Origin of the sequence: Methanolinea sp., assembly GCA_016699325.1 — an archaeon.
GTDB lineage: Archaea > Halobacteriota > Methanomicrobia > Methanomicrobiales > Methanospirillaceae > UBA9949.
This window is the reverse complement of sequence record CP064971.1, coordinates 342,011-362,908: the sequence shown is the minus strand read 5'-3', so window position 1 is coordinate 362,908 and position 20,898 is coordinate 342,011. Positions and strand designations below refer to the sequence as shown.

Here is a 20,898-nt window from a genome sequence, read left to right as displayed (position 1 = left end):
CACCCGATGGGATGCTTATTCCCCGATAAATTTCTTCAGCTCGTTGTAGAGATAGGTCTGCACCTCTTCCATGACCTCTTTCTTGCCCCGGAACGCAAGTAGCTCGCGTTCATCGCCATCCATGTTGGCGAAATAGAGACGCTCTTTCCTGGCTACCAGATCGACTTCGAATTTCTTGAGGATATCCGCAATCATTTTCCGGGGAACACCGGGGGGTATCAGCAGGTCGAACAGCTGCTCTTCCTCCTCGTTTTCCTCAGGTCCGGGAGGATTCCTGCTCTCATCATTCTGCATGGTATCTGCCATTTATTCAGTTCCCCTTCCTTATTTTCCTACCTTAATTCTCCGGGCCATAATGCACGGCCCGCCCCGGACCCCGCCGATTGGATTCTTGGGCTTCCCAAGAGAGTTCATGCACCGGCCCATCAGCGCTGCGCCGCGGGCCAGCCCATCATCAACGAACACGATCCGGTCGTTGGGCTGGTCAAACATCCCCCGCTCGGCCACCCCCTCCACGATATATTCCGGTTTCCTTCCGGAGATTGCCGCCCGCCCTGTGAACCCGATGGTGGAGTTCGGGAATACCAGTCCCTCTTCACGTGCGACATCGATCAGCCGGAGGGCCATGGTGGCACACACCCGGTCGACCACTTCGTTGAGGAAGCCCAGGCTGTGGTTCTGGTAGATTTCCGTCCCGATCTCGGCCAGGGCCGGGAGCGTGCTCCCGTTTTCGCCGGCATCACTGCCGATAAGCGCCACGCCGGACTCCTTGGCGACGTCGGCATATACCGGGACTCTGCCAAACCGGCGCCGCTCGGGTGGCACGACACGGATGTCAATGAGCTCGTGGCACCGCTTCACGTAGTCCCTGACCCGGTCGCTCTGCCCTTTCAGGGAAAAATCGGTAACCACGCTCCGGTCCCCGAAGATATCGAGTGCCGTACCGGTCCGGGAATCGACCAGCCCGGTCCCCTTGATGAGGGCATCGGGGATTGCCCCTGCCAGGCCACAGAAGTTACCGATAGTCTTGGCAAACGGGTTTGGGTCGGTAGGAGCAACATCGCTCGTGATACGCCCGTCAAGGGTAGTGCCGAAATCGATGGAGATGCACGGGTTCCGGAAATCGACCTGGGTCCAGGTTGCGCCTTCCTTGATCCCCGCCATGGCAAGCTCACCTTCCATCTCGTTTGCCACCATCTCCACCCCGGTACTTCCCACCGGGGGGATGACTCCTGCCACTGCGCCAACAAACACGACTTTATCGGCGTAGCTGAACGGCTGGAGCTTCAGCGGCTGGTTGGCTTTCGACATGGGGGGGGTCATCTTCTTGGGCGGCACCCCTGCATTCAGGCAGCCGTTGGCCAGGGCGAGGACAAAAATACCTACCTGGTCCGGAGAGTCCATGGCTGCAACGACTCCCGTGCTCCTGACCACGAAATCGAGGTCCTTTGTGATATCCAGGTGCGCCTCTTCATGGCACTGGATGAGCGTATCGCGCACCAGATCGGTCACCGACTCCTTGGTGAGCTTGGTCCCGTCGAGGGTTTCACCGAAGATCTCCTCCCCGGGCCTCGGTTCCCGGACCTCCCTGCTCATCTTCACCGTTTTATTGATGACATAGGACATTCCGGTTTCGAGGTTCACCCCGGTAAGGATACATTTCGTGGTGGTGTTGCCCATCTCGACCGAGGCTACGATGAAATAGGGTTTTACTTTATATTCGGGAATATAGACCCCGGCCCCGTGCGCGATGGATGGCGGCGGAGGACTTTCCACGATGTGTGGCCGTGGTTTAAAAAAACGATCAAAAAAGCGTGCGCACATATAACGAAATGTCAGGGTGAGTAGTCCCATATATCTTTCGATTTTCCCCATTGCCCCTCCCTTCTCGGTCATTTTCATCAGGGAACCTGCTCTGGTTTCTTAGACCCCCTGGTGCAGGAATTTTTATTACCGGAACAGGATCATAGGGAATGTGCATGAAAGGGATATCCTGGAGGATGCTTGTCGGGATTGTTTTCGTTATCATCCTCCTCCTCGTCATCATCGTGCTTATCGCCGCGGCTCTTCTCCTCTCGACTGGCAATCCTCCGGAAGGGGAGATATCAGGACTGTACGGGCTTGTCTATTCCATTGAGTCCGTGCTTACCGGAATTATCACCTGGGCCGCCGAGTGGATCGAGTTCATAGCAGGCCAAATCGGCAGGATTTCCGGGGCTCTCTAGGCTTCAGGGTGGAAAACCCGGCTTCTTTTCATCTGCCATCCTGATAATCATCGATGCAAGCCGCTCAACAGCGGCCAGGGCCGTCGAGCCGGTAGGGAGAGAAGCTACCGGGCTGTCCTGGATATCTGCACGCTCAACTGCCGGGTCCTCCGGGATAAGCACCGGTTTTCCGAACACAGCCGGCAGGTTATCGAGGGCTGTCCCCTTCCAGCGGTTCAGCACCAGCAGGACCGGCACCGTGCCAAGCCCAAGCGTTCTGGCTAGCTCCCGGATCCGGCATGCGGTCCGGATGCCGCGCACTCCCGGATCGCTCACGATCAGGATGAGGTCGGGAACGCCGATCGTTCCCCGGGCAAGGTGTTCCATGCCGGCCTCGTTGTCTATGACCACGAACCGGTAATCGCGTTCGAGGAGCTGCATGCTGGTGGTCAACAGGTTGTTTGCAAAGCAGTAACACCCGGTCCCCTCAGGCCTTCCCATCGCGATGAGGTCAAAGCCCCCTGCCTCAACCAGGGATTTCCTGAATCGGAGGCTGATATAGTCACGGCGGTTCATCCCGGGGGGTATCTGCCGGGTGAATGCTTCCTCACGAAGCGACCCGAGCGTCCCCCTGATCTCGATACCGAGCGCTTCATGGAGGTTGGCATTGGGGTCGGCATCGACCGCGAGGACTGGCACCTGGCCGGCGGATATCAGGCATCGGACGAGCAGGGCGGCCACCGTGGTCTTCCCTGTTCCTCCCTTCCCGGAAATGGCAATCGAAAACGGCCTCATCCCTCATATCCCTCCCTGGCCTGCAGCGAGAGCGTCCGCGTGGCCTGCATGATCCGGTATGCCGTTTCCCGGTCACCTGACTGGATGCCACAGGTAGGGGTGATTACCGATTGCCGGTAGAAGGTTTCCGGTGAACAGAAGCCGGTGACCTGGTCGCGGATACCGGTAAAGACCCCTGAGAGCTGTTCCGGGGTGCACCCGGAAAACAGGTCGGGCTGTGACGGGACGATCCCCCAGGCAACGATCCCCCCTCCCTCGAGGTATTCTGCGAGGGCATCCTGATACAGGAGGAATTCCCGGGCACCGGTGTACGCGTCAAACGATATCAGGGAGGGAGAAAGGTCCATCACGAACTCCCAGTCGGTGTTGGAACAACAGTGAATCCCGAGCCCGCCCCTTACCATCCCGGCAATATCGTGCCAGCCTGCGGCAACCGTATCGCGGCTCACGGGCACCACCGATGACCCCAGGGACGCCAGGTAAGGCTCGTTCAGCACCACCAGCGTGGAAGCGACACCTGAAAACCGGTGCATCGCATCCTCGCACCACCGTGCCCTGAGGGCGATCATCTTTCCCAGCACATCGGCGAACTGGTCATCGTAGTAAACCGGGCGGCGGTTCTCGTCTACCACCTGCATCCCGAAGGTCACGGGACCGGTCACCTGGGCCTTCAGGAAGACGGACCCGGTAAGATCCCTGCCGGCCATCTCGGGAAAGGCCGAATAGTATTCAGGGGAGAGTGCGTAGGGGGCGGCGTTCTCCTGCAAGAAATCGAGGTAAATCTGCTCCATTTCCGAAGCAATGTCTCGCGTGGGATCGATTCTGAGCTTTCCGTCGCGCACAACCCCTCCGGGCAGGTTGGCCGAATCGTTCACCACGATGGTCTCCAGGATGCCCCGGTTGGGGAGGGTCGGGATGTAGGGGATCCCGGGAAAGAGGGAGAGAACATCATCGCAGGCCTGGCGGGGATCGGTATGGGGAAGGGCGCCTATCCCAGTAGCCCGGCTTTCAGGAGGGGGAAGGAGGGATCTCATGGTGCGCCCCGTCGCAACCGGCACTTCTCGAGCATCTCCTCGACCATCGGGAACAGCGAGAGGTCGGTATGTGGCAGGAAACAGCTCCCGGTATACTCGTCCATGAACGATGGTTCGGCATTCAGCTCGATGTAGGCGATTTTCCGTGCGATCTCATCGAGAAACTTTTTCTTCCGCCGGTTGAGGAGAACGAGGTTTGCTCCCTCGATTGCACCATTGCCTATGGGGGAGATGTGCTCGACCGGCACCTCGGGGATGAGACCGATCGTAATGGCGTTCTCCTTGCTGATGTAGTTGCCGAACGCTCCTGAAAAGTGAATACGGGCGATATCATTCCTCGTTATCCCGGCCTGGTTCATCAGGGTCAGGCAGGCGGCAAGAACGGAGGCTTTGCTCATGATCAGCGCTTTTATGTCGTTTTCGGTGATGACGATATCCTTACCGATGCCGGTCTCTTCTTTCCATGCAACGACAAACTCCGGAACCTGCCTGCCACTCCTGATACGTCCGTGGGCGATGGCGGTGTTGATCCTGCCGGTCCGGTCGATGACGCAGGCACGGAGGAGTTCTGCGAGCAGGTCGATCAGGCCCGACCCGCAGAGCCCTTTTGGCCTGGTATGCATTATGGTACGGTAGGCAGGGGTAAGGGTCTCGAGATCGAGCGATATCTGCTCGATTGCACCGGCATTTGCCCGCATGCCAAAGAGCACCTCACCCCCTTCGAGGGCCGGACCGGCAGCGCCGGCACAGGCAAACATCCAGTCCCTGTTCCCGAGCACCACCTCGAAGTTCGTCCCGATATCGATGAGCAGCGAGATATCCTCACGCTCGGCCATGCCCGAGGCAAGAATGTCGGCAATGATGTCTCCCCCGATGAAATCGCTCACTGCAGGGAAGATGAAGAGACCTGAATTTTCCCCCACCTCGAGCCCGGCCCGGCCAGCAGCAGCGGTGAGGTATCGCCGCACCACCGGGACGTAAGGCTCCTCGATCATGTAGGCCGGATCGATGCCCATCAGGATATGGGTCATGATGGTGTTTCCGGCGACAACCACTTCATAGATATGGTCACGGTCCACGCCGGCATTGTTGGCCGCTTCGGTGATGGCGGAATTGATGCTCTCCGCGGCAAGGGACTGGAGCTTCTTCAGGCCCTCTTTCCGGGCATAGGTGACGCGGGAGAGGATATCCTCGCCGCAGCTTATCTGCCGGTTATAGGCCGAGGCGATACCCATGATGCTTCCATCGATGAGGTTCCTGAGATAGACCACTATGGTCGTAGTCCCCAGATCCACTGCTGCACCGTAGCAGGCGGGCGTGGTATCTCCCCGCTCGATGTCGATGAGGCGGTACCCCCCCGGGACCAGCACCACCGTTGCCGTCACCTTCCACCCGCTCTCCCGGAGCACCCGTGGTATCCGGCGGATGACTTCGAGCGGGGCGTAGATAACCCCTTCTTTCGGTCCGCCTGCTCTCTCGATCCCCCACAACAGACGGGTGAGATCGGGCGAGGGATCATCAAGGCTCGGGGGGGAAAGGTGCAGTGCATACTTCCAGACCGCCGGGTTGAGCTCAGTGGCAGTCCCCATGACATCGATCAGGATCTTCTGCTCCTGCACGATGGATTCTTCAGGGATAAACACCAGGACATCCTCGGAGAGGAACGTCTGGCAGGCCAGGCATGCCCCGGCCTCGAGCTCTTCTTCGGTAAAAAACTTCCCGTACTTCCCGCGGTCGAAGTCATACCTGCCGCTCTTGACGTATACGGTGCATTTCCCGCACTTCCCGAGACCGCCGCAGACAACGTTCATGTGGATCCCTGCCTGCTGGGCAGCCTTGAGAATGCTGCTTCCGCTCCGGACCTCTGTCTTCCTGAATCCCGGGAGAAACGTGACGGCTGGCATGGTCTTTCAGGTCCACTCTTTTTCGAGAAATTCAGCGATATCTGCTGCATCCCGTGGTCCGACAAGCACTTTCCACCCGGTCTCGTCCTCGATTCGCCCCGAGAGCGGGGCGGCATAGCCGGGGATTATCAGGGTCCGGTGGCTGACCAGATCAGGTACCCCGAACCTGTTCAGGGATTCTTTGACCAGGCTCTCAGATAGTTTTCCCGAAGCAACCGCGGTAAGCACAGAGAGTCCCTCGGTATCAACGATGAGCATCAGCGAGTCACGGCCGGAAGCCTCGAGGTATCCCTGCAGGGTGAAGTAGGTCAGAGAGAAGTTGACGGTCAGGAAGACCGGTGCATCGGGCCCGGGATCACCGACCTTGTAGATCCCCGGGGTGATCTGTATGGGTTTCTGGGGATCGGTATAGATGTTCTGGCGGAGGACGAGGAATGCTTTCCGGGTTGCCGGGGCAATGACGTCAGCTACCAGGACCGATCCGTACTTGAGCACCCCGCAGATGAGGGCCGCGTCCGTAAGGCCTGTTGCCCGGGTGTCGATGAAGACAGGGTAGCCGAGTGCAGGAGTTGTCCTGGTTATGGCATGCTGCCGCACAGCGGTAACGGAGTTCAATGTCTCGTGGAGGGAGTGGGATGTCAGGTCAAGGACGAGGTGGGAGGCTCCCTCGGCAGCACAGAGCCCGGAGAGCCGGGTCAGCGCATCAAGGTCGGGAGCCCTGATGGCGAGCGGGCACCCGTACCTGGCTGCAAGAGCGCACATCTCCCGGTACTGGCTTTCGTCCGCGGCATGGATAAGAGGCCGGTAATTGCCGCAGACCGCAAGGCCCGCCTCCTGGACGGCAGGGTCCTGCGCCATCAGCACTTCCGGGAGGTCGGCAATTGTTTCGACCGCCTCTACGGCTTTTCCAAAAGCTGATGGAGAACCGCTCTCGGAGCATACAGCGATACCGTTCATGCGCAGGTCCAGGCCGATCCGCACCATCAGGTGGTCCCTGACATCTGCAACGATTTTCTGGATCGTGTCTGCGTCCATCCGGTCCGAGACTACGGTCATGATACCTGGTTCATGGAAGAACGTCTTTTCATGCCGGAACAAGACGATCTCGTCACCAACGGTGAACGAACGCTCCCCGACTCCCAGCCTGACCCGCTGGACCGGGGGACGGGTGGAGGCCCCCAGAAGCTCCCTGACTTCCTCGTCCAGGTACGGGCAGTCTTCCGGTTTCACCTTGCCGCCGGCCAGCTTCATGGCAAAGGTGAGGCAGGTCGGCTCACCACACTCCTTGCAGTTCTTCTTTGGAAGGAGCTTGTAGATGTCGAGCGCCTTGAGTGCCATCCTACCCTCCTCCACCGGGTGATGACCAGAGGGCGTCGATACCAGCTCTCAGCGGCGCGATCGTTGACGGATGGCGGACGCAGACAATGGAGGCTCCGGCAACGGCAGCGGGGAGCATGGCATAGAGTTCCCAGGAGACCGAGACGCTGTCGCTCTCAGAAGGATCCGCTTCCCTTACCTCCTTGACCGTGAGCGAATCGGTGGCGGAGCTGATCATCGGCATGGCCAGGTCGTCATCCCCTTTCAGGGCTGCCGTGCGAATCCGCTCCATGACGGAGTATGAATACTCGAACCCGTACCCCAGGGCACCGGTGTAGGGGTCGATGACAATCCGGTCCTGGGAAAGCCCGATCTCGCGGAGGAGGATGTTCAGTTGCTTGGCCAGGTTGATATCGATGGGTGACTGGGCGATGACCAGGTGGCCGAATGCCATGGCAGCCGCGGCTATGCTCCGGTAGTGCCCGGCCTCAGCGGTCCCGATGAGGAGACGCTCACCCTCACCGGCCTCGCCAATCCTCCGGAACACCTCGCTGTCAAGCTCGGGATCGTTGCTTCCCTCAACGATCAGGGGAAGCCCGGTTGCCTGGAGCACGTTTTCCACCGTTGAAGTGACCGATTCGAAATCAGAAAATCCCCGTTTCCGGGTACTGGTCAGGAACAGGCGGATCAGATCGGGGGCGTATTCCTGCCCGGCCCACCGGGCCCATTCAGCGGGATCGGATGCCCTGTCTCCGAGAAACCGGTTCACCGGGGCGGGCCAGAGAGACCGGTCGTCACAGATCTCGTAGGCAACTAGGGGCCGGTGGCCGGTCGGGGGAGTGCCGATGAACGGGAGATCGCGCTCGCCGCCAACCGTCACGGTTCCGGTCCTGGTACCGCCATCTGCCCTGGAAGCACCGATAGTAACGCTCCGCACTTCTCCGGTCCAGTCCGAGAGGGTCTGTACGGTCATGACCGGCCTCACAGGAGTTGCTTCATGCCCAGGGCAGGGTGGTTCACCCCGGCCAGGAACGCGGTGAGATCCTCAATGGTCTCCGCGACATTCTCATCGGCGATCTTTTCAAACATCCCGGCAAGCCCCCGCTCTTCAAGTTTCTGCACAAGCCGCTCCCTGAGTTCTTCCCTGAGCATGGACGGCATCCAGACCAGCCTCCCGATACCCCCTTCTGCCTGGAGGAACCGGTCGCTTACAATAAAGGCCTTGGAGATGCCGGCAAACCCCGGTGTCTGGGCCCCGCCTCCAATGGTCCCGGCCAGGGTCGAGAACGACATACCGGAAGGAGTGTCCCCCCTGAACTCGCGGTTGACCACCATGAACCCGTTCACCTCCGGCAAAAGGACCGCTATGCATTCGAAGCACCCGCAGCAGGTCATGGGATACTCCATGACGCTGTACAGGGAGCACCGGTCCACTTCGCCGTGGGAAGCTTTCTTGACGAACCGGTTCACTCCCTCAAACTCCCCCCGCTCGGCATCGATGACCTTCCCTTTCGGGACAGGCTGGTTCGCCCCGGATGGGGCTATCTCGTAGGCGATTTTCCCATCCAGCCAGGTGATGGCCCCACAGAGCGCAGGCCGCTCGGGGGTGATGATGCAGACGTGGTTTGGAGCGAATGTCTGGCAGAGGGTGCAGGAATAGAAGCAATCGACATCGGTATCTCTCATGCCCCTGATCCGGTCGTCCCGCTCAGCATAGATCTCTTCCGCCTCTCTCTTTGCTGATATAACCCCCTGTTCATCGGTTATCAGGGTCACCTGCACGGCGTCGAGGAGGTCTGGGAAGTCCATGCGGAACTTCGCCGCTATCAGCTTGCCGAGATGCTCGATCTTCACCCCGTGGGAGACAGCTTCTTTCGAGATCCGCACCCATATGATGTCCCGCTGGGCAACATGCCAGGTTCCTTCACCGTAATTCACGAAATTGTGGATTCGCCGTTCCAGCACCGGTTCGTACTCCTTCTTCATCGCCTTTCCCGCGACTTCGACGATGATCCCAAGCGGCACCGCAGATCCCTGCCTCATTTCACCGATCTCGGGGCCGATAACCCGTATCCTGCCATCTTCCACCTCCGAGGCGGGGCGGCTGCGGAGGAGTTCGAAGGCCGTGGAACGTCCGCCGCCAAACTCGACAAACATCTCCTCTTTCCTGATGCTCTTTCCCTCGAAAGCCGGGGAACAGGCCATGGGAATGGGAATCGCAGTTACACTCACCTTGATCCCCTTGAGGTCCATTCCTGTCCTGACCGCCTCGGAGGGGCTCACCCGTATCCACTCGTTTCCTTCGTATTCTCCCGCGGAGAGGATCGGGATGCCGAGGAGACGGAAAGCATCGAACAGGGCGGTCTCCTCATCAGTGAGGCCCGGGAACACGATAGCGATCGCTCTGGCCCGTTCCCGGGCATAGGAGAGCAACCTCTCCCCGTCCCCCGGGGTCACGCCACCAAACATCATCGCCACCCTGGCGAGAATATCGATGAAGTGGATGGCAGATGAAGGAGACTCCCCGAGGGGAACCAGCCTCAGCTCCGGACCGACCCTCACCCCGGCACCCCTGAGGCTGTCGACTATTCCACCGGAGAGAAACGTGAGCATGTACTTCTCCTGGAGCTCCCGGCACAGTGCGGAAGCAGCGTCGGGAGACTGCGGTGTGCCCGCGACAGCTGCCAGGCCGAGGATGCTCCCGTCCACCAGGGAATATCCAAGGGTCCGAAGGACGGCATCGGGGAGGAACCCGGTATAGGGGGGAGGGGCTTTGCCAGCCGTTGTCTCAGCGGCGGCAGTAAGGCACTCGACGGCAACCAGTGGATTCTCACCGGTGGATTGGAATGCCGCCCGCGCCTCATCCGCCGAATGGACCGCATTTCCGGTGAGTGCATAGCTGACCGGCAGGTGATAGGCGGTCTCTTCGTAGGAGAACGTCCCGGAGAGATGTTTCATCCTTTCTTTTAATGACTCCTTTCCCAAAATAATCGCGTTTTCCACGTGAATCATCGAAAGTACACCCTGTTGTTCATTGATATCAGCACGTGCCAGTATATGGGTTTGGATCGGCCGGAAACACCGGCCACATTTACATCCCGGGCCCCGGGTCCGGTGCTTGATATCCTTAAATAGTGTTCCGGGGTCATTCTTATACAGGGAGCAATCGGAAGATGAAACTGGAGCATGTCCCGGGCACAAAGAAGGGAACCGTTGTCCTGTATGCGCTTTCCACCTGCGGGTGGTGTGCGAAGACCAAGGATCTCCTCAAAGAGATAGGAGTAGAACACTCGTATGTCTATATCGATCTCCTTCCGGAAAACGAACTGGAAGAAGCGCTCCGGGAGGTCGAACGGTTCAACCCAAAAGGTTCGTTTCCGACCCTGGTTATCGATAACCGGAAGGTGATCATCGGTTACCGGGAGCAGGAGATCAGGGAGGTACTGGGATGATAACGGAAGCGGAAATCGATGCCCGGCACAGGCAGCTTGACCGGGAGGCCAGGGAAGGCGGATACTACCTCAACCCCGACAGTGCATTCACCCGGAACCTGGTCCGGGGCCTGCTGGTAAACGAACAGCGGTACGGCTACATGGCATGTCCCTGCCGCATTGCAGCCGGGAAGAAGGAAGAGGATCTCGACATCATCTGCCCCTGCGACTACCGGGACCCTGACCTTGCCGATTTTGGGACATGCTACTGCGCACTCTATGTCAGCGGCGATGTATTCGCAGGAAAAAGCACGGCCGGCCCTATCCCGGAACGGCGTCCGACGCGGGCAGAACGGGAAGAAGCCCGCCGGAAAAAGGCTGGAGAAGCCCTGGTACAGGTCTCGTACCCGGTATGGAGGTGCAGGGTCTGCGGGTACCTGTGCGCCATGGATAAACCCCCCCTGGTCTGCCCGATCTGCAAGGCGAAGCAGGACCGGTTCGAACGGTTCCTCTGATACCCACGTCCTCGGCGTCCAGGTCCTGCTCGAATCTGAACGATAAAATAACCTCATTGCCAACATAGTACCATGGACAAACCGGTGCAAGTCGAGGTAGTCGGTCTGAAGGATATTTCGTGCTCTCCGTTTCCCTGCGACCATACCCGGAGCTGCGGCCTCTACGACTGTTATCCTTCGGGAAAACTGCTTGTGGCCTTTGATGCCCTTCAAAAAGAGATACATGCCGAGTACGAAGGCCGTGTTGAAATGAAGCTTACCCTGATCGACGACGGTGTTCCGCCGCATATCGAAAAAATTATCGAGAAGTACTACCCGCCGCTCCCGATCTTCCTCGTGAACGGCGAGTACGTCCCGATGGGTCGTATCTCGCTGCCGATGCTCCAGAAAGAACTCGAACGCGTGTTCCGGGAAGGTTAATCCACCCTCGACAGGAGGCCGGATTCAAGGTCGTAGTACAGCCCTGTTATCTGGACTCTCCCGGCCTCGAGTGCACTCTTCACGATGGGGTAGGTCTTCAGGTGCGCTATCTGGAGCCGGATATTCTCGGTCTCGATCTGGCGTGACCGCTCCCGCCGTTCATCCGGTGTCCGGGGCGGCTTTACCCGGGCATCGACCTTATCTTTTGCTTCGCGGGCGTTGTTCAGCCAGAGCGGGATGTAAGCGTCGGTACTCTCCTGGTCGAGTGCTTTCATGGCCCCGCAATCGGAATGACCGCAGATCACGATGTCCGTAACCTTCAGGTGCGCTACCGCGTACTCGAGGACCGTGGCAAAGTTCCAGTCGTGGACCGGGACGATATTGCCGATGTTTCTCTGGACAAAAATCTCCCCGGGCGGCTGGCTGGTTATCCGTTCCGGCGGGACCCTTGAATCGGAGCAGCCGATCCAGAGCACCCTCGGCTTCTGGCCGAGCACCAGGTTCTTGTAAAGTTCAGCATTCGCATCGAAATCGGTCTCACGAAACCTCATATTTCCGAGGATCAGGTGTTCAATCATGATGGGTGTTCCCGTTCTTTCGTATCCGGCACCGACCTGCAGCCGACTGCCGTAAGGGTGTATGTCTTTCCCGATCGATTTAAACGTTGATGTTTTTCCCGGTTTCAGCAAAAAGCGTACCTTATCACGTGCCGTGCTGATCCCTCATGCTGGCTGAGATGGAGATAACCCACGTACCGGTCCGTTTCCCGGAAATCGATGTTGCGAGGGGAATTGCGGTGATCATGATGGTTGTATTTCATACCGCCTTCGACCTCAGGTTCCTTGGGTGCGTCCCGCTCAACGTCTCTACGGGATTTCTCCGGCTCCTGGCCCTCTCAACAGCCAGTCTCTTCCTCTTTCTCGTAGGCGTATCTCTCTCCATCAGCGCTGCCCATGCAGGGACCCGGCTGACCAGGAAGGATTTTATCCTGAAATACGTTATCCGGGGAGCATTCATTTTTGCGCTCGGCATGGGGATTTCTGCTGTCACGAGGATAGTCATTCCCTCGGAGTATGTCAGGTTCGGCATCCTCCACCTGATCGGTTTTTCGGTCATGGCAAGTCCTTTGTATTCGCGGTCCGGCTGGCAGAGCCTTCTCCTGGGGGCGGTCTTCATCGCTCTTGGACCGGTCATGGCCGGGATCAGGGGAAGCCCGTGGCTGCTCGTGTCAGGCATCCACCCCCCGGAGTTCTCCAGTGTCGATTACGTCCCGGTCTTTCCCTGGATGGGGTTGGTCCTGACCGGTGTATTTGCCGGTACTGCGATTTACCCGGCGGGGAAGAGGAGGCCAGGCTCGCCCGGATTCACCTTCCCCCCGCTCGAAGTCCTCGGGAGGCACTCGCTTGCCATCTACCTGGTCCACCAGCCGGTCATCATAGCGGTCATCCTCCTGTTCTCCGCAGTCCTGGGGATGAACTTCGCCTTTCCGGCCGGTTAAGGGGGAGAGCGGCCTTCATCCGTGAAGACAGGGATGTCCCGGAAGGTGTCGGCATCAAAAAGACCCCGGTCGGTGATCCGCAGGTGCGGGATGACCGTCAGTGCAAGGAACGAGAGATGCATGAATGCGTCATCAATACCCCCGAGGTGTTCCACCCGGCTGTTCAGCTCCTTCATACCTGCAACAACTTCTTCCCAGGGCCAAACCGACATCAGCCCGGCGCATTCGAGAGGCAGAATAACATCGTCACGTCCATCCGCCACTGCCAGCCCTCCCCCTGCTTTGATCACCAGGGATATGGCCCGGCAGATATCCTCGTCACCTGTCCCCACCGATACGATGTTATGGGCGTCATGGGATACGCTCCCGGCAATGGCGCCGGACTGAAACCCGAACCCGTGTACGAGCCCGGTCCCGTGGAGTCCGGGAGCATACCGGTTGCAGACCACGGCCTTGATTATGTCGCGGTCCAGGTCGGGAATATCACCGGCCCTGAGCGGAAACGTGAGATGCTCTGTCACGACCCGGTGCGGGATGAGCCCGATAACACTGGCACAGCCTGACCCGTTAAGGGCGATATCCCCCGGTCGCGGCGGTATACACCTGAAATTTCCCGGCAGCGGGGTGCAGGCCACTGCCCGTTCCGGCACGATCCGGCGCCCTCTCCTGAATGTCTGCTCGACAGCGAAGGGGACATCCGGAGAAAGGACACAGAAATCAGCGACCCGGCCCGGAACGAGCGCTCCCCGGTCGTCCAGCCTGAACCGTTCGGCGGGGGAGAGCGTTGCCACACGCAGGGCGGCTTCCAGCTCGACACCGCTGGCAAGCGCTTTCCTGATGCAGTCATCAATATGCCCTTCTGATGCCAGGAGGTCGGCATGCCGGTCATCGGTGGCAAATGAAATGCGGTGGGCGTTCCAGCACGATATGATCAGGGCGAGGACCTGGATGTCCTTCTCGGTGGACCCCTCCCTGATATACAGGAACATACCCTTCGAAAGCTTCTCCAGCGCTTCATCAATGCTGGTGCTTTCGTGGTCGCTCTGGATCCCGGCAAGGATATATGCCAAAAGATCATTTCCGGAGAGGAATGGGGCGTGGCCGTCAACAATAGGAAGGAGATCGAGTTTCTCCATGATCCCGGGATCGGCGGCCAGCACACCAGGGACGTCCATGACCTCACCAAGGCCAAGCACCCCTGCCCGGCCCCGGAACGGTGCAAGGTCTGTCGCAGTGAGGACCGCTCCGCCGGTGTCAGCCGGTGTTGCCGGGACGCAGGACGGCAGCATGATAAATAGGTCGAGGGGAAGCGTCTCATGGAACGAGAGCATGAATGATATCCCTTCGGATCCGCATACGTTGGCTATCTCGTGGGGGTCCGCAATCACGGTCGTTGTCCCGTGGGCGGCCACCAGCCGGGCAAATTCGGGCGGGCAGAGGAGGGAGCTCTCGATATGCACGTGGGCATCGATGAGACCGGGAACGACTCTCCGGTTCCTCAGGTCGATCTCGGTCCTTGCCTGAACCTTTCCGGAACCGATAACTACCCCTCCGGACACGGCAAAATCCCCCGGGTCCCAGTCGCCGGTGAATGGGTTGAAGACTATAGCATTCCGGAAGAGAATATCAGCGGGTTGCAAGCCCCGTGCGATATGGATGAGAGTTCTCCTCGGGAAACTGCCAGGCTGAAGCGGCATCGGGCTTTCACTCATACACTCTGGTATGTTTGACAGGAAAAAATACCGGTGCAAAGGCAGCCAGTGGACAGGGCTTTCTCCCGGAGTTGTCGTCCTAATCTCTGCAGCCATCCCCAACCCACGATCCCACTGCAGCCAGTATTCTCCATCACCAGGGGCCTGGAGAGAATGAACACGGCCTTTTCAGAGCGTGCGATCCCGCACCCGGGCTTACCACACCAGGCATGAGGGAGCCACTCCCCTTTCTCGAAAGGAGGCATTCAATATGTATATCCGCCATGAACGAGGAAAAGTTGGTACAATGCAGGTTTTCCTCATCAGTGGGCTGTTGTTTTGTGGTTTCATCAGCCTGGTCCTATCCCTGGTCCTCCTGAAAGCCGCCGCAACAATCGATGGGCTCCCCCTGGCAGAGGGGGAGGTGCGGGACAGGGGTATCGGGAGCCCTGTTGAGTTCACCCGGTTATCGGTAAAACTGTTCTGGCCGCTCTTTTTCTGCGGGGGATGGATGGTGCTCCAGCACCAGTCGAGAATTCTCTTTATCGCAGGAATTGCGATGCTCGCCAGCCTTGTTCTCTTTCTCATCACGGCCGTCGTGTTCTCGATGGCCGTCCTCAACCAGATCGGTTCAGGTAGAAACACAAAAAAGGTCTCCTCCCCCGAGACGAAGAGCGGGAAACGACGTTCCAGACTATTTTCGGTGTTAAGGATTCAGAAAGATGGAGAATCCCCCCGGGTGCGTTGATCGGCGCCACACAATACCAGCGCCTGCAGCTACCCGAACAGCTCTTTTGACCGCTCAAGGGCGGCTACGGCAGGGAGGGTCTTTCCGGTGAGGAACTCGATACAGGCACCTCCTCCGGTAGATATATGACTGAAATCGTCATCGATTCCCAGTTTTTCCACGACCGCAGTGGTATGGCCCCCGCCAACGATGGAGAACTCGACCTCCGATGCCGCCTTCAGGAGCTCGTAGGTGCCGGTGGAAAAATCAGCATCTTCGAAGACACCGGCAGGGCCATTGAACACGACGGTGCCCGCTCTCCTGATGCGTTCAGACATTGCCAGCACCGATTCCATGCCGAGATCGAGGATCGGTGCATCCTGCGGGATTGCCGTGACCGGGTATTCAGCCCGTTCACCCCCTTCCCGGACGGCAACCCACCTGGGAAGAATAATCCTGTCAGGATATCCCTCCAGCAGATCCCGTGCCATCTCGATCTCCTTGTGGTAATTAAGCTGGTCGATGAGCTGGATGGACGGCTGCCCGATATCATGGCCCTGTGCGGCGAGAAAGATGTTGGCGATGACTCCGGTAAGGATCACTTCATCGGCGATCCGGCGTTCCAGCATATGTGAAGCCACGGCGATTGAATCGTCGGCCTTGGTGCCGCCAAGCACAATACAGACCGGCCGGGGAGCGTTTTCAAAGACGCGGGAAAGGGTGAACACCTCCTTCTCCATCAGGAGCCCGGCCACCGACCGCATCACCATCGGCAGTCCGACCATGGTCGGCTGCGAACGATGTGCGGTGCCGAACGCGTCGTTCACGAAGATATCGCTGAAAGATGCAAGGTTCCGGACCAGGTGAAATTTTACTGCTTCTTCTGGTTTCGCGGTAAGGTTTTCCTCGGCGTTGAACCGGACGTTCTCAAGCATGATCACCTCGCCAGGCCGCATCGACCGGATGGCTTCCCGGGCACACCGCCCGAAAATGTCATCGATGTAGCTGACCGGCCGCCCGATCAGGTGCTCGAGCTTCTCAGCATGGCCTTCGAGAGTTGTGAAATCTTTTTTTCCCGGCCGGCTCTGGTGGGTCACGATCACCAGCCGCGATTCGCGAAGAGCATGGACCGTTGGGAGATGCTCGCGGAACCGCTTGTCATCGAGGATGGTACAGGAGGAAGGATCGATAGGGGAGTTCAGGTCAAGTCGCAGCAGCACGGTCTTTCCTGCAACAGGCACCTCGCTCAACCGCCCTATCGTAACCATATCCATGCCCTCCCGGTCACGCGTTCCTGGCCTTGATCTTCTTCAGCCTGAAGAGTTCTTCCCGCTCCATCTCGTCGAGCCGCATCTTGATGAAGTCGCGGGCCTCGGTGAGCTCGGGTATCACCTTGAACTCGAGGGCATTGACCCGCCGCTTGGTGGACTCGATCTCGTCGAGGAGTTTCTTCATGGTAGTCTCGATCTCCGCACTTTCAATAATTGCCTCCACCAGGTCTTCGTAGGCAGATGCGGCCTCGTCGATTGCAGAAGTGGTCCCGAGGAGCCCGTAGCCACGGTCGACCAGGCTCTTCCTGACCTTGGAAGACTCGATCTCGGGTACAACCACCCCCATGATGTTCTTGCTCGCTACCCTGATGTCCGGTACCTCCTGAACAGAGAACGCAGCAGATTTTACCCCGATTGCCCCTTCCACGGTCTCGGCAAATGCCATCATCTGGCCGGCACGCAGATACTTCTCAAGCAGGCCGCTCTGGCTGTCTTTCGCGGTCTCGAGCACCTTGAAAAATTCAATGATCAGGCCATCGCGCTTCATCTTGAGGATCTTATACCCACGCTCTGAAAGGGCGATACGCCGCTTCAGGTTTATCAGTTCTGACCGGGTGGGTTTGATATCGCGCAGTGCCATGTGCCGTTACCCCTGGGCCTTCTCGGCTTCCCTGAATTTAGGGTGGTACTTGTTGATCAGGTCGCGGTCGATACGGACGAGCTGCTCGACCGGGAGCGTGGACAGCAGGTCCCAGCCGATACCGAGTGTATCGAAGATACTCCGGTCCTCATCGAGGCCCTGGCGGACAAACCGGTTCTCGAACAGGTCAGCGAATTCAAGGAACATCCGGTCCCGCTCTGACAGGGCGTCTTTTCCCACGATTGCAACGAGACCGCGGAGATCGTTTCCTTCTGCGTACGCCGCATAGAGCTGGTCAGAGACCTTCTTGTGATCCTCACGGGTATGTTTCGCCCCGATCCCGAGGTTCATGAGCCGGGAGAGGGAGGGGAGGACGTTGATAGGCGGATAGATGCCCTTCCGGTGCAGCTCGCGCGAGACAACGATCTGCCCCTCGGTGATGTACCCGGTCAGGTCAGGGATGGGGTGGGTAATGTCATCGCCCGGCATGGTCAGGATCGGGAACTGGGTGATCGATCCCTTCTTGCCCTTGACGATACCTGCCCGCTCGTAGATACCGGCAAGATCCGTGTACATGTATCCGGGATATCCCCTGCGGCCCGGCACCTCTTCACGGGCTGCCCCGATCTGGCGGAGCGCCTCGCAGTAGTTGGTCATGTCGGTCAGGATGACGAGCACGTGCATGTCCAGCTCGAATGCAAGGTACTCAGCGGTGGTCAGGGCAAGGCGCGGGGTGATGATACGCTCGACGGCCGGGTCATCGGCAAGGTTGAGGAACACCACCGCCCGCTCCAGTGCGCCGGTCCGCTCAAAGTCCTGCATGAAGTGGTTGGCTTCTTCCTTCGTGATACCCATCGCCGCAAATACCACGGCGAAGGATTCCCTGGACCCGAGCACCTTCGATTGCCGGGCAATCTGGAGAGCAATATTGTTGTGGGGAAGTCCGGCACCCGAGAAGATCGGGAGTTTCTGTCCCCTGACAAGGGTGTTTGTGCCATCGATGGTGGATATCCCGGTCTGGATGAACTCCTCAGGCGACGCCCGTGCGTAGGGATTGATTGCGGCACCGGTGATATCGAGCCGCTTCTCCGGGACGATCTCCGGACCCCCGTCAATAGGTTTGCCGCCGCCGGAGAGGATGCGCCCGAGCATCTCCTTTCCGACCGGCATCTTGATGGTCTCACCTAGGAATCGCACCCCGGAGTCCTTGCCGATGCCTGCCGTAGTCTCGAAGACCTGGACCACCACGAGGGAATCGCTGGTATCGAGTACCTGCCCCCGCTTGATGGAACCGTCCCAGAGTGCGATATTGACCAGTTCGCCGTACCCGACCGGTTCGGTCTTCTCGACGAAGACGAGCGGGCCGGCGATCTTTGATATCGTCCTGTACTCCTTCATGCTGACGACCTCAGGGTATTGATTTCTGCATCTATACTCTTCTGGATGCGTTCCAGCTCCGGCCTGTAATCCCGGATGAACTTGATCTGGGGCAGGTCGTTCTTGGACTTGATGGCTATGATCTGCGCCGGGGATACCCCTGCAGTCTGGGCAGCATACGCGAGGTCGGCATAGCCTTTGATCGCCTTCATCACGTCATACTGCTTTGCCATGTCGCAGAAGGTGTCGACCGCGTCGTAGGCGTTCTGCTGGAGGAATATCTCGCGGATCATCCGGGCAATCTCAATGGTCAGCTGTTCTGCCTCAGGGAGTGCATCAGACCCGACCAGCTGGACGATCTCCTGGAGTTCGGCCTCCTTCTGGAGCACCTCCATTGCCCATGAACGGAGCACGTTCCACTCCGGGGACACTTCACGGTCGTACCAGTCGTGGAGGGTATCCAGGTACAGGGAGTAGGAGTTGAGCCAGTTGATCGCCGGGAAATGCCTGCGCTGGGAGAGCTTGGCATCCAGTGCCCAGAAGACCTTCACGATACGCAGCGTGTTCTGGGTGACCGGCTCCGAGAAATCCCCGCCGGGCGGCGAGACAGCTCCGATGACCGAGACCGACCCGTTCTTCCCCGAGAAGGTCTTCACGAGGCCTGCCCGCTCATAGAACTCCGAGAGCCGGGCGGCAAGGTACGCAGGATACCCTTCCTCGCCGGGCATCTCCTCGAGCCGCGAGGAGATCTCCCGCATCGCTTCCGCCCAGCGGGAGGTCGAGTCTGCCATCAGGGAGACATCGTAGCCCATATCCCGGAAATACTCTGCGATGGTGATCCCGGTATACACCGATGCTTCACGGGCAGCCACCGGCATGTTGCTCGTGTTTGCAATCAGGACCGTCCGCTCCATGAGGGGCTTTCCGGTCTTGGGGTCTTCGAGTTCCGGGAACTCGGTCAGCACCTCGGTCATCTCGTTGCCGCGTTCACCGCACCCGATGTACACCACGATCTCGGCATCACTCCACTTTGCGAGCTGCTGCTGGGTCACGGTTTTCCCGCTCCCGAACGGACCGGGAATCGCTGCGGTGCCCCCCTTGGCTATGGGAAACAGCCCGTCCAGGATCCGCTGCCCGGTGATAAGCGGGATGGTCGGGTTCATCTTCTCCAGGACCGGGCGCGGAACCCGGACCGGCCATTTCTGCATCATGGTGAGCTGTACCCCTCCATCGAGGGTGCAGATGACCTCTTCAACGGTATAGGAACCAGCTTTGATGCTCTTTACCGTGCCTCCCTGAACATTGGGGGGTACCAGGATCCGGTGGACGATATTTGCCTCCTGGACTTCCCCGATGATCGAACCGGGCGACACCTTGTCGCCTTCCTTTACAAGCGGCTTGAACTCCCACTTCTTCTGGTGATCAAGCCCGGTCGCCGAGACCCCCCGATGGATAAAATCACCCATCTTGTCGACAAGGACAGACAGGGGCCTCTGGATCCCGTCATAAATGCTGGTCAGGAGCCCCGGCCCGAGCTCCACGGCGAGAGAAAGCCCCGTGTTGATAACGGGTTCTCCGGGTCTGATCCCTGAGGTGTCCTCATAGACCTGGATGATCGTCTCGTCACCCTGGATCTTGATCACCTCGCCCATGAGCTCCTCGTGGCCGACCTTCACCACGTCGTACATGTGCGCGTCAATATTGACCGCAGTGACGACAGGGCCGGCAATCCTCTTGAGGACTCCTTCCTGGCCTTCCTCTTTCTTCGCTGTTACTTCCACAGATCAACACCCACTGATCGCTTAATTCTCTCCCTCATGGACAACCCTCCTTCCTCGGCACCGACCGCAATAACCGTCGGCTTAACCGAATTCTCAAGCGTGGCCTGGAGCCGCCGCGGGATTCTGTTCATGTCCTTGCTCTGGAGGACGAGAATACCGACGTTCCCGTCATCAAGGACCCTGGTGATGTATTCGGCGAGCTTCTCATCGGATTCGACGGGGTAGGTTTTCCTGATCCCCGCGAGCCTGAAACCGAGGACAAACTCGCTGCTGCCGATCACTGCTATCTCCAT

The 20,898-nt window shown here is 58.9% G+C and carries 21 protein-coding genes; 6 read left to right on the top strand and 15 right to left on the bottom strand.

From position 1 onward, the window contains the following. Positions 1 to 15: 15 nt before the first annotated feature. Both IPI71_01870 and IPI71_01865 read right to left on the bottom strand, forming a co-directional pair. On the bottom strand, positions 16 to 294 hold the full coding sequence (locus IPI71_01870) for a hypothetical protein (GenBank protein ID QQR71905.1): 279 nt from the start codon (positions 292 to 294) through the stop codon (positions 16 to 18). A 30-nt stretch (positions 295 to 324) separates the two neighbouring features. Further along, positions 325 to 1,824, bottom strand: coding sequence for a methanogenesis marker 14 protein (locus tag IPI71_01865; protein ID QQR71294.1), 1,500 nt, complete (start codon positions 1,822 to 1,824; stop codon positions 325 to 327). Between the two features lie 155 nt (positions 1,825 to 1,979). On the opposite strand from IPI71_01865, the gene IPI71_01860 reads away from it, so the two are divergent. Beyond that, on the top strand, positions 1,980 to 2,225 hold the full coding sequence (locus IPI71_01860) for a hypothetical protein (protein QQR71293.1): 246 nt from the start codon (positions 1,980 to 1,982) through the stop codon (positions 2,223 to 2,225). A 3-nt stretch (positions 2,226 to 2,228) separates the two neighbouring features. Here the strand turns inward: IPI71_01860 and IPI71_01855 are convergent, their stop codons facing one another. From IPI71_01855 to cdhC, 6 genes are read right to left on the bottom strand one after another with little or no spacing between them, the layout of a single operon-like run. Beyond that, a complete protein-coding gene (locus IPI71_01855) occupies positions 2,229 to 2,999 on the bottom strand; it encodes an AAA family ATPase (GenBank protein QQR71292.1) in 771 nt (256 codons plus the stop codon). Then, complete coding sequence (locus tag IPI71_01850; GenBank protein ID QQR71291.1) at positions 2,996 to 4,033, bottom strand: hypothetical protein; 1,038 nt, start codon at positions 4,031 to 4,033, stop codon at positions 2,996 to 2,998. Before IPI71_01850 ends, IPI71_01855 begins: the two co-directional genes overlap by 4 nt. Beyond that, the gene (locus tag IPI71_01845) at positions 4,030 to 5,937 is read right to left on the bottom strand and encodes a DUF4445 domain-containing protein (GenBank protein ID QQR71290.1); all 1,908 of its coding nucleotides are present in this window, start codon (positions 5,935 to 5,937) and stop codon (positions 4,030 to 4,032) included. Before IPI71_01845 ends, IPI71_01850 begins: the two co-directional genes overlap by 4 nt. Positions 5,938 to 5,943: 6 nt before the next feature. Beyond that, complete coding sequence (locus IPI71_01840; protein ID QQR71289.1) at positions 5,944 to 7,275, bottom strand: acetyl-CoA decarbonylase/synthase complex subunit gamma; 1,332 nt, start codon at positions 7,273 to 7,275, stop codon at positions 5,944 to 5,946. Between the two features lies 1 nt (position 7,276). Further along, the gene (locus IPI71_01835; protein QQR71288.1) at positions 7,277 to 8,227 is read right to left on the bottom strand and encodes an acetyl-CoA decarbonylase/synthase complex subunit delta; all 951 of its coding nucleotides are present in this window, start codon (positions 8,225 to 8,227) and stop codon (positions 7,277 to 7,279) included. 8 nt (positions 8,228 to 8,235) lie between these two features. Further along, on the bottom strand, positions 8,236 to 10,266 hold the full coding sequence (cdhC, locus tag IPI71_01830) for a CO dehydrogenase/CO-methylating acetyl-CoA synthase complex subunit beta (protein QQR71287.1): 2,031 nt from the start codon (positions 10,264 to 10,266) through the stop codon (positions 8,236 to 8,238). Between the two features lie 161 nt (positions 10,267 to 10,427). On the opposite strand from cdhC, the gene IPI71_01825 reads away from it, so the two are divergent. From IPI71_01825 to IPI71_01815, 3 genes are all read left to right on the top strand, one after another. Beyond that, positions 10,428 to 10,706 (top strand): glutaredoxin family protein, encoded by a 279-nt coding sequence (locus IPI71_01825; protein ID QQR71286.1) that lies wholly within the window; start codon positions 10,428 to 10,430, stop codon positions 10,704 to 10,706. Further along, positions 10,703 to 11,200 carry a ferredoxin:glutaredoxin reductase gene (locus tag IPI71_01820; GenBank protein QQR71285.1) on the top strand — a complete coding sequence of 166 codons (498 nt, stop codon included), beginning with the start codon at positions 10,703 to 10,705 and terminating at the stop codon, positions 11,198 to 11,200. The genes IPI71_01825 and IPI71_01820 overlap by 4 nt, the downstream gene beginning before the upstream one ends. A gap of 72 nt (positions 11,201 to 11,272) precedes the next feature. Beyond that, positions 11,273 to 11,620: a hypothetical protein gene (locus IPI71_01815; protein QQR71284.1), complete on the top strand. Its 348-nt coding sequence runs from the start codon at positions 11,273 to 11,275 to the stop codon at positions 11,618 to 11,620. Here the strand turns inward: IPI71_01815 and IPI71_01810 are convergent. Then, positions 11,617 to 12,198, bottom strand: coding sequence for a carbonic anhydrase (locus IPI71_01810; protein QQR71283.1), 582 nt, complete (start codon positions 12,196 to 12,198; stop codon positions 11,617 to 11,619). The genes IPI71_01815 and IPI71_01810 overlap by 4 nt on opposite strands. Before the next feature lie 158 nt (positions 12,199 to 12,356). Here IPI71_01810 and IPI71_01805 point away from each other — a divergent pair, with 158 nt between their 5' ends. After that, positions 12,357 to 13,118 (top strand): DUF1624 domain-containing protein, encoded by a 762-nt coding sequence (locus IPI71_01805; GenBank protein QQR71904.1) that lies wholly within the window; start codon positions 12,357 to 12,359, stop codon positions 13,116 to 13,118. On the opposite strand, the gene ade is transcribed toward IPI71_01805, so the two are convergent. Beyond that, on the bottom strand, positions 13,115 to 14,815 hold the full coding sequence (gene ade / locus IPI71_01800) for an adenine deaminase (GenBank protein QQR71903.1): 1,701 nt from the start codon (positions 14,813 to 14,815) through the stop codon (positions 13,115 to 13,117). The two genes, IPI71_01805 and ade, sit on opposite strands and share 4 nt — an antisense overlap. Positions 14,816 to 15,080: 265 nt before the next feature. On the opposite strand from ade, the gene IPI71_01795 reads away from it, so the two are divergent. Beyond that, on the top strand, positions 15,081 to 15,557 hold the full coding sequence (locus tag IPI71_01795; GenBank protein ID QQR71282.1) for a hypothetical protein: 477 nt from the start codon (positions 15,081 to 15,083) through the stop codon (positions 15,555 to 15,557). Between the two features lie 29 nt (positions 15,558 to 15,586). On the opposite strand, the gene IPI71_01790 is transcribed toward IPI71_01795, so the two are convergent. From IPI71_01790 to IPI71_01770, 5 genes are read right to left on the bottom strand one after another with little or no spacing between them, the layout of a single operon-like run. Further along, positions 15,587 to 16,804, bottom strand: a complete 1,218-nt coding sequence (locus tag IPI71_01790) for a phosphoglycerate kinase (GenBank protein QQR71902.1) — start codon at positions 16,802 to 16,804, stop codon at positions 15,587 to 15,589. Between the two features lie 16 nt (positions 16,805 to 16,820). Further along, the gene (locus IPI71_01785) at positions 16,821 to 17,447 is read right to left on the bottom strand and encodes a V-type ATP synthase subunit D (protein ID QQR71281.1); all 627 of its coding nucleotides are present in this window, start codon (positions 17,445 to 17,447) and stop codon (positions 16,821 to 16,823) included. A 6-nt stretch (positions 17,448 to 17,453) separates the two neighbouring features. Further along, complete coding sequence (locus IPI71_01780) at positions 17,454 to 18,845, bottom strand: V-type ATP synthase subunit B (GenBank protein QQR71280.1); 1,392 nt, start codon at positions 18,843 to 18,845, stop codon at positions 17,454 to 17,456. Beyond that, entirely contained in the window at positions 18,842 to 20,605 is a 1,764-nt protein-coding gene (locus IPI71_01775; protein ID QQR71279.1) for an ATP synthase subunit A, read from the bottom strand. Before IPI71_01775 ends, IPI71_01780 begins: the two co-directional genes overlap by 4 nt. Then, the gene (locus IPI71_01770; protein ID QQR71278.1) at positions 20,596 to 20,898 is read right to left on the bottom strand and encodes a V-type ATP synthase subunit F; all 303 of its coding nucleotides are present in this window, start codon (positions 20,896 to 20,898) and stop codon (positions 20,596 to 20,598) included. Before IPI71_01770 ends, IPI71_01775 begins: the two co-directional genes overlap by 10 nt.